Annotated in this window: 8 protein-coding genes; 6 read left to right on the forward strand and 2 right to left on the reverse strand. The window is 74.8% G+C overall.

What is annotated here, in order from left to right:
* Positions 1-158 precede the first annotated feature (158 nt).
* Complete coding sequence (locus ACFV3E_RS45595) at positions 159-1,844, forward strand: cytochrome c biogenesis protein DipZ (RefSeq protein WP_500542310.1); 1,686 nt, start codon at positions 159-161, stop codon at positions 1,842-1,844.
* A 200-nt stretch (positions 1,845-2,044) separates the two neighbouring features.
* On the opposite strand, the gene ACFV3E_RS45600 is transcribed toward ACFV3E_RS45595, so the two are convergent.
* Positions 2,045-3,103, reverse strand: a complete 1,059-nt coding sequence (locus tag ACFV3E_RS45600; RefSeq protein WP_500542312.1) for an alpha/beta fold hydrolase — start codon at positions 3,101-3,103, stop codon at positions 2,045-2,047.
* Positions 3,104-3,426: 323 nt separating this feature from the next.
* Between ACFV3E_RS45600 and ACFV3E_RS45605 the strand changes: the two genes are divergently transcribed.
* On the forward strand, positions 3,427-4,047 hold the full coding sequence (locus ACFV3E_RS45605) for an HAD-IA family hydrolase (RefSeq protein ID WP_500542314.1): 621 nt from the start codon (positions 3,427-3,429) through the stop codon (positions 4,045-4,047).
* Between the two features lie 58 nt (positions 4,048-4,105).
* On the opposite strand, the gene ACFV3E_RS45610 is transcribed toward ACFV3E_RS45605, so the two are convergent.
* Positions 4,106-5,137: an NAD(P)H-dependent flavin oxidoreductase gene (locus tag ACFV3E_RS45610; protein WP_500542316.1), complete on the reverse strand. Its 1,032-nt coding sequence runs from the start codon at positions 5,135-5,137 to the stop codon at positions 4,106-4,108.
* A gap of 240 nt (positions 5,138-5,377) precedes the next feature.
* Between ACFV3E_RS45610 and ACFV3E_RS45615 the strand changes: the two genes are divergently transcribed.
* The 4 genes from ACFV3E_RS45615 (at position 5,378) to ACFV3E_RS45630 (ending at position 8,519) form a co-directional block, all read left to right on the forward strand.
* A complete protein-coding gene (locus ACFV3E_RS45615; RefSeq protein WP_500542318.1) occupies positions 5,378-5,767 on the forward strand; it encodes a YybH family protein in 390 nt (129 codons plus the stop codon).
* A 190-nt stretch (positions 5,768-5,957) separates the two neighbouring features.
* Entirely contained in the window at positions 5,958-6,260 is a 303-nt protein-coding gene (locus ACFV3E_RS45620) for a muconolactone Delta-isomerase family protein (protein WP_500542320.1), read from the forward strand.
* Between the two features lie 117 nt (positions 6,261-6,377).
* On the forward strand, positions 6,378-7,718 hold the full coding sequence (locus ACFV3E_RS45625) for a YbfB/YjiJ family MFS transporter (RefSeq protein WP_500542322.1): 1,341 nt from the start codon (positions 6,378-6,380) through the stop codon (positions 7,716-7,718).
* A gap of 87 nt (positions 7,719-7,805) precedes the next feature.
* The gene (locus ACFV3E_RS45630) at positions 7,806-8,519 is read left to right on the forward strand and encodes an SDR family NAD(P)-dependent oxidoreductase (RefSeq protein WP_500542324.1); all 714 of its coding nucleotides are present in this window, start codon (positions 7,806-7,808) and stop codon (positions 8,517-8,519) included.
* Positions 8,520-8,680: the final 161 nt, after the last annotated feature.

Consider the following 8,680-nt stretch of genomic DNA (forward strand, 5'->3'; position numbering starts at 1 on the left):
GCGCGCGCCGGCGGCCGGGCGGGCCACCCGGCCCCCCCCGCCCCCCGGCGCCCCGGCCCCCCCCGCCGCCGGCCGCGCCCGGCCCGCCCCCCCCCCCCCCCCCCCCCCACGCCGTTCCCCCCCGGGGCCGTCCGTGAGGGCCCCGTCCGGAGGTCGTCTTGCTCACGCTGCTGCTCATCGGGCTGGTCGGCGGATTCGTCACCGCCGTCTCCCCCTGCGTGCTCCCCGTCCTGCCCCTGGTCTTCCTCTCGGGCGGGGTCCCGGCGTCCGGGCAGGCGGCTGAACCGGCGCGCAGGAGCCGTCCGTACGCGGTGATGGCCGGGCTGGTCGTCAGCTTCAGCCTCATCACGCTGTTCGGCACCCTCGTGCTCGGTGCCCTGCCGGTGCCCCCGGACATCCTGCGGTGGGTGGGACTCGGGGTGCTGCTCCTGCTCGGCGTGGCCATGATGTTCCCCGCGGTGCAGGACCTGCTGGAGCGCCCGTTCGCACGCATCGGGCAGCGGCGGGTCGGGGGCGGACGCGGCGGTTTCCTCCTGGGACTCGTGCTCGGCACGGTGTACGTGCCCTGTGCCGGGCCCGTCCTGGCGGCGATCGCCGTCGCCGGGGCCACGCACCGGATCGGCGCGGGGACGGTCGTGCTCGCCGTCGCCTTCGCCGTCGGCACGGCGGTGCCGCTGCTCTTCTTCGCGCTCGCGGGCCGGAGGGTCGGCGAGCGGGTGCGCGCGTTCCGGGAACGGCAGCGGGGGGTGCGGTTCGCCGCCGGACTGACCTTCGTCGTCCTGGCCTTCGGCCTCACCTTCAACCTCACCGACGCCGTGCAGCGTGCCGTCCCCGACTACACCTCCCGCATCAACGACGCGATCGCCGGCCCCGGGCTCCCCGGCGGGCACGGCCCGTCCGGCTCACGGGAGTTGCGCTCCTGCGCGGAGGAACCGGCCGCCGTCCTCCTGGACTGCGGCGCGGCGCCGGAGATCTCGGGGATCCGGCAGTGGCTCAACACCCCGGGGAACGCGCCGCTGACGAAGGAGTCACTGGCCGGCAAGGTCGTCCTCGTCGACTTCTGGGCCTACTCCTGCATCAACTGCCAGCGCGCCATCGAGCACGTCGACGCCTGGTACGGGAACTACCGGTCCGACGGCCTCGTGGTGATCGGTGTGCACACCCCCGAGTACGCCTTCGAGCGCGTCCCCGGCAACGTCGCGGCGGGCGCCCGGCGGCTCGGCGTCGACTACCCGGTGGCACTGGACAACTCCTACGCGACCTGGGACAGCTTCGGCAACCAGGCCTGGCCCACCCAGTACCTGATCGACGCCCGGGGCAGGGTCCGGCACGTCGCCGTGGGCGAGGGCGGCTACGGCGGCACCGAGTCGCTGATCCGGCGGCTGCTCACCGACGCACGCCCCGGCACCGCGCTGCCGCCCCCCACCGACGTACCCGACGACACCCCGACCGACGGGAGGCAGACCCCGGAGATCCCCCTGGGGGCGGGCCGCAGCGCGGCGGTGGTGAACGGACCCGTGACCACGGGGACCGGTGAGTTCGGCCGCCCGCAGACGCTCCTGCCGGGACAGGCCGCCCTGACCGGGACCTGGGACGCCGGCGAGGAGGCGATCACCAGCGGACGGAACGCCGGGATCACCCTGGACTTCTTCGCCCGTGACGTCTACCTCGACGTCGGCGGCACGGGGACCGTCACCGCGACCCTGGACGGGAGGACCAGCACCTTCACCGTCTCCGGCGCCCCCGGCATCCACCGCGTGGTGACCGGGAGTTCGTCCCGGCAGGGCGTCCTGACGCTGAAGCTCTCGCCCGGACTCAGCGCCTACTCCTTCACCTTCGGCTGATCGCACGGCTGCCGGCCGGCGCCACCGCCCTCGTCCGCCCCGCGGCCGGGGGCGGTGGCGTGCGTTCCCGGGGGTTCCTGCCCGACGGAACGGGGCGGACCGAGTCGCCCGGCCCCGAGGGTGCCGTGCTCCCGCCCCGAACCGATCCCCGTGACGGGCGGTCACGTCGCCGCCCACCTCATGCCGGTGGGCGCGGGCCCTCAGAAGGTGTCGACGTCGACGACGGCCGCGGCGAAGGCCTCCGGCGCTTCCTGGGGGACGTTGTGGCCGATGCCCCTCAGCGTGCGGTGGGCGTACTTCCCCGAGAACTTGGCGCGGTAGGCGGCCCCCTCCCCGGCCGGGGTGAACGGGTCGGCCTCGCCGTCGAGGGTGATGGTGGGCACCCCGATCATCGGGCCAGCGGCAAGGCGCCGCTCCAGGCGGTCGTAGCGCGGATCGCCCTTCTCGAGGCCGAGCCGCCAGCGGTAGTTGTGGAGCACGATGGCGACGTAGTCCGGGTTCTCGAAGGACGCCGCGGTGCGGCGGAACGTGGCGTCGTCGAACTCCCACGTGGGGGAGTTGAACTGCCAGACCAGCCGGGCGAGGTCCTGCCGGTTCTCCTCCAGACCGAGCCGGCCGCGCTCGGTCGAGAAGTAGTACTGGTACCACCACGCCCACTCCGCCTTGGGCGGCAGCGGCTGCTTGTTCGCCTCGCGATTGGTGATCAGGTAACCGGTGACGGAGACCAGGGCCTTGCAGCGCTCCGGCCAGACCGCGGCGATGATGTCGGCGGTCCGCGAGCCCCAGTCGTAGCCGGCGAGGACCGCCTTCTCGATCCGCAGGGCGTTCATCAGGGCGATGACGTCGAGCGCGACCACCGACTGCTGGGCGTTGCGGAAGGCCCTGGGGGAGAGGAAGCGCGTCGTGCCGTGGCCGCGCAGGTGCGGGACGATGACGCGGTAGCCCTCCGCCGCCAGCAGGGGCGCGACGTCGACGTAGCTGTGGATGTCGTACGGCCAGCCGTGCAGGAGTATCACCACGGGGCCGTCGGCGGGACCGGACTCGGCGTAACCGATGTTCAGGACGCCGGCGTCGACCTGCTTGAGGGCGCCGAGGGAGGTGTACGTCCCCCGGACGGGTGCGGGTCCCCCGGTGGCCGGCCGCGGCCCGTGCGACGTCGCCGCCGAGGCGGGCTGTGACGCGAGGCCCGACAGCCCCGCGAGCGACGCCGCGGCCGCGCCCGCACCGAAAACCTTGCCGAAGCTCCGCCTGTCGATCATTCCCAACCTTCTTTCCTGTTACCGGGGTTCTCCCGGCGGTAACCCTCGCACGCACATGCGTCACCGGTCAAGGCGGTGACGCATCGCGAGTGCCGTCCGGGAGCCCGCCCAGGTCCGGGGGAGGGGTGGCCGGGCGGGCCGCGGAAGGGGATGGCAGGATGACGTCCGGTCGTCGCCCCGCGCGTGCCGCCTGCGCGGCCGCCGCTCCCGGCCGGCCCCCTCGGGCACCGTGCGGCAGCGTCGCCGGCGGACGGCCCACCGCGCGGCTGCCGCGTCCGCATCGCGGCGGCAGGCGTCCTCGTCGCTACCGCTGGAGTTCCGTCATGTCCCACCGCACCGGCCTGATCCTCGACTTCGGCGGTGTCCTCACCACGCCGCTGCTGCCCGCCGTGCTCGCCTTCGAGCGGCGCGAGGGACTGGCCGAGGGCGCGTGCATCACCGCGCTCTACCTCGACGAGGAGGGGACCCGGCGCACCCACGACCTCGAACGCGGCGCGATCACCCAGGTGGAGTGGAACATCGCGGCGGCCCGCAGCCTCGGCGTGGCCCCCGACAACCTCATGGGCCGGATCTTCGCCGACCTCCGCCCCGAGACGGCCCTGATCGACGCCGCGGCCGCCGCCCGGCGCGCCGGGGTGCGCGTGGGGATCCTGTCCAACTCCGTGGGCTTCGCGCCGTGGGACCTCTACGACGGCTACGACCTGGAGGGTTCGTACGACGCGGTGGTCATCTCCGAGCACCACGGGATGCGCAAGCCCGAGCCCGCCATCTTCGAACTGGCGCTGGACAAGCTCGGTCTGCCCGCCGAGGCCTGCGTGTTCGTCGACGACACCGAGCAGTACCTCGCGCCCGCGGCGCAGCTCGGGCTCGCGGGCGTCCACGCCAAGGACCCCAAGGAGACGATCGCACAGCTGGAGGTCCTGCTCGGCGTCGCCCTGACCTGAGGGGCGGGGCCGGGACCGGGCGGGCCGCCGTGTGCGGCCCGCCCGTGCGCGCCCGGGGTCAGATTCCGGACGCCAGCCGCCGCAGGATCCGCTCCGCGGGCTCCTCGGTGGCGTGACGGTAGCCCGTGCCCGCCCACAGGTTGATCCGCTCGGGGTCGCCCGCGGCGGCGGCCGCCTTGCGCATCGGGCTGGTCAGGTGGTGCAGGGCCGGGTAGCCGGCCGGCGCGTGGCCGGTGTGGCGGTCGGTGAAGGCGTTGCGCAGTGCCCTCGCCGGACGGCCCGTGAACGCCCGGGTCACCACCGTTCCGGTGCGTGCCGGATCGGCCAGCGCCGCCCGGTGCGGCGCGGAGGTGCCGGCCTCCTCGGCGCGCAGCAGGACGGTGCCGACCATGACCGCGTCGGCTCCGGCCCGCAGCGCACCGGCCACGGCGGCCGGGATCGCCAGGCCCCCGGCGGCGACGAGCGGCAGGTGCACCGTCGCACGCACCTCGCCGAGCAGTTCCTCGAGGGGGACGGCCGCCGGTACGTGCTGCGGGGTGAGTGTGCCGGAGTGCCCGCCCGCGGCGGAGGCCTGCACGGCCAGGACGTCCGCGCCCGCCTCCTTGGCCGCCCGGGCCTCCGCGGCCGAGGTGACGGTCAGGACGACCAGGCTTCCGGCGGCGCGCAGCGCGGAGACGACCGAGGCCTGCGGGATGCCGAAGGTGAAGCTCACCACCGGGACCGGGTCGGAGAGCAGCAGGTCGACCTTGTCCGCCCAGTGGTCGTCGTCCTCGACGATCTCCGCCGCCGGCGCGTCGATGCCGTGCGTCCCGGCGTCGGGCGCGATGGCGTGGGCGTAGCGCCGGAAGGCGTCGGGGTCCACCGGGACGGGGTTGGGTGCGAAGAGGTTGACCCCGAAGGGCACCCCCTCGGGCCGGACCGCGGCGATCTGCTCGGCCAGCGCCGCGGTGGTGCGGTATCCGCCGGGCAGGAAGCCCAGGCCGCCGGCTCGGGCGGCCGCGGTGACCAGTGCGGGGGTGCTGGGACCGCCGGCCATCGGCGCGGCGAGGACCGGGGCGTCGACCCCGAGTGCGGCCAGTGGCGAGACCATGATGTGAGTGTTCCTCCTGCGGGGCGGCGACGGTCGTTCGCGAGGTGGGCACGGGACGGGCGGTGTCGGCCGGGGGCTTCGCGCCGGCGTCACGGTGCGGCCCGTGTTTGCCAGTATACGACCGCCCAACTAGTTTTATTAGACCGGTCGACTACCATGGACCGGATCCCTGATCCGGCCGCCCTCCGCACGCGGACGGGCGCCCGTTCTTCCTACCGTTGAGCACAGAGGAGAACCGACATGAGCGCTGACCCGAAGGACGCCGCGAACGCCCCGATGCGCGAGACGCTGTCCCGCTGGAAGGCCGCCTTCGACGGCCACCGGCCGGACGAGATGGCCGAGTTGTTCACCGCGGACGCCCTGTTCCAGGGGTTCGGGCCCGACACCACGGCCGGCCGGGACGCGGTCCGCGCCTACTACGAGGCCGTGACGGAGGACCGCTGGGCGGACGTGGGGAAGGTGCAGGGCTACCGCGTCGGCGACCAGGTGGCCGGCGGCTTCGCCGACGTCGTCTTCCGGGGCGCGGAGGGCTGGGAGGCCGCCGTCCACCTTTCGCTGGTCCTGCAGCGCGAGGGTGACGACTGGCTGATCCGCGCCTACCACGTCTCGCGGATCGTCACCGACCACTGAGGCCGAAGGCCCCCGTCCGCCGGGCGGAGCGCGTTGCGAGGTTCCGCCTCCCAGCAGGGAGGACTCCGGTCGTGGCGCCGCCCCGGCCCGTGGGCACAGGGTGGAAGGGCGGAGGACCGGCGGTTGGCCACCGGTCCGGCCGCGTGCCCGCCCGTCGAAGGTTCCGGCAGTTTCTAAGAGAGGCAACACCGTGAAGGAGTTCCTGGTCGAACTCACCACCACCGTCCCCGAGGGCACCGACCCCGCCGAGGTGGACCGGCGTCGCGCGGCCGAGGCCGTCCGCGCCGGGGAACTGGCCGCCGCCGGCCACCTCGTCCGGTTGTGGCGCCCCGTGGGCGAACTGCGCAGCATCGGCCTGTGGCGCGCCGCCGACGAGGCCGAACTGTACGAGAAGGTCCTCGGCACGCTGCCGCTGTGGCCGTGGATGGCCGCGGCCGTCACCGCCGTGCAGGCCCACCCCAATGACCCGGGGAAGGCGAACGGCGAGGCCTGACGGCGCACGCCCGCCGCACGCTGCACCACACGGCTCCCCGCCGCCCGGACACGGTCGCGACGGGGAGCCGTGGTCCGTCCGGTCCCGTCCCGGAGCCCACCCGTCGAGGAACACGTCATGATCGAATCAACCCGGCGCCCGGCCGCCGCACGCGGCGGCACCCCCGGGTCGCCCTGGGCCCACGTGGCCCGGGCCGGGGCGGCGCTGGCGGCGGCCATGGGGGTCGGCCGTTTCGTCTACACCCCGATCCTCCCCCTGATGCACGCTCAGGCGGGCCTGACGGCCGGGGCCGGTGCGCACCTGGCCACGGCCAACTACGTCGGCTACCTCGCCGGAGCGCTCGCCGGGACCTTCCTCCCCCGGCTGACGCGCTCCGCCGCCGTCCTGCGCGGTTCGCTGGTGCTGCTCGTCGTGAGCCTCGCCGCGATGCCGCTCACGCACGCGTCCGCCGTATGGCTGGTGCTCCGGCTGGTCGCGGGCGCGGTGAGCGCGACGGTCTTCGTCATCGCCGTCAGCGCGCTCCTCGGGCGGCTGCGCGAGCACCCGGCCCACCTGCCCGGCTGGGGCTTCGGCGGGATCGGCGCCGGGATCGCGCTGTCCGGCCTGCTCGTCCTCGTCCTGCGCGGCTTCGCCGACTGGCGGGCCGCGTGGTGGGCGTCCGCCGCGCTCGCCGCGCTGCTCGCCGTGCCGGCGTGGACCATGCGGACGGAATCCGCGCCGGACGCGCCGGACGCGCCGGACGTGGCGGACGCGCCGGACGTGGCGGACGCGCCGGACGTGGCGGACGCGCCGGACGTGGCGGCCGTGTCGGTCGATGCGGTCCCCGGAGCGCGGGGGCGGACGGCGGCGCCGCGCACGCACCGCTGGTTCGGTGCCCTGTTCGCGTCGTACACGCTGGAAGGCGTCGGCTACATCATCGCCGGCACCTTCCTGGTCGCCGCGATCGACCAGGGCTCACCCGGCCGGCTCGGCACCGCTGCGTGGGTGCTGGCCGGGGTGGCGGCCGTCCCCTCCGCCGCGCTGTGGGCGTGGCTGGGACGGCGCCGGTCCCGCCCGGACGTGCTGCTCGCCGCGCTGGTCGTGCAGGCCGCCGGCATCGCCCTGCCCGCCCTGGTCGGGGGGCCCGCCGCCGCGCTCGTCTCGGCGTTCCTCTTCGGCGCCACCTTCATCGGCGTGAGCACGGTCGCCCTCGCGGCCGGTACGCATCTGCGGTTCCCGCGCGCGGTCGCCCTGCTGACCGCCGGCTACTCGGTGGGTCAGATCCTCGGCCCCCTGGCCGTCGCGCCGCTGCTGCGCCACGGCTACCAGCAGGCACTGGTCCTGGCGGCACTGGTCGTCCTGGCCGCGGCCGCGGCGGCGTTCGTGCTGCGCATCGGGTTCCCGCACCGTTTGGACCCGCCCGCTCCCCGGGAAGCCGCCTCCGGCGGCGTCGCCCCCGTCAGGGTTCCGGGTCTTTGACAGTTCTCGACCGGTCGTCTACTTTGTATGTGACCGGTCGTCTAGTACCGGATTCCCATGACATCCCCCCACTGGAGAAGAAACACCATGAGCATTGAGGGTCAGAAGGTCGCGGTCATCACCGGTGCGTCTCAGGGCATCGGTGCCGGTCTGGTCGAGGCGTACCGGAAGCTGGGGTACGCGGTGGTGGCCACGTCGCGCAACATCGGCGAGTCGGCGGACCCGGGGGTGGTGGCGGTGCGGGGGGACATCGCGGAATGGGACACCGCGGAGCGGGTGATCGCGACGGCGGTGGAGCGGTTCGGCCGGGTGGACACGCTGGTCAACAACGCGGGGATCTTCGTGGCGAAGCCGTTCACGGAGTACACCGCGCAGGAGTACCGGGCGGTGATCGGGGTGAACGTCGACGGCTTCTTCCGGATCACGCAGCTGGCGGTGGAGCGGATGCTCCAGCAGGGCGGGGGACACGTCGTCCAGATCTCCAGCAGCCTCGGTGACCAGGCGGACGCGAAGGTGACGTCGGTGCTGGCGTCCCTGACGAAGGGCGGCCTGCAGGCGGCGACCCGGGCGCTGGCGACCGAGTACGCGGCGCAGGGCATCCGGGCGAACGCGGTGGCGCTGGGCACGATCAAGACCCCGATGCACCCGGTGGAGACCCACGAGATGCTGGCGGGCCTGCACCCGGTGGGGCGCATGGGCGAGATCGACGACATCGTCGAGGCGGTGCTCTACCTGGAGGACGCGCCGTTCGTGACGGGTGTGACCCTGCCCGTCGACGGCGGGCAGACCGCCGGCCGCTGACCGGCCGGTCGGGCAGGGACCGAGTCCACGACGGCGGCCCCCCCCCGGGTCCGCGCGGGGCGCCCCCCCGGCATTACCCCGGGGGGGGGGGCGGGGGGGCCGGGCCGGGCGGAGTTGCGCCCCCGGGCTGCCCCGGCGGGGGGCCGAACCGCCCGGGCGTG

It is taken from the genome of Streptomyces sp. NPDC059718, from assembly GCF_042733315.1.
In the GTDB taxonomy this organism is placed as follows: Bacteria; Actinomycetota; Actinomycetes; order Streptomycetales; family Streptomycetaceae; genus Actinacidiphila.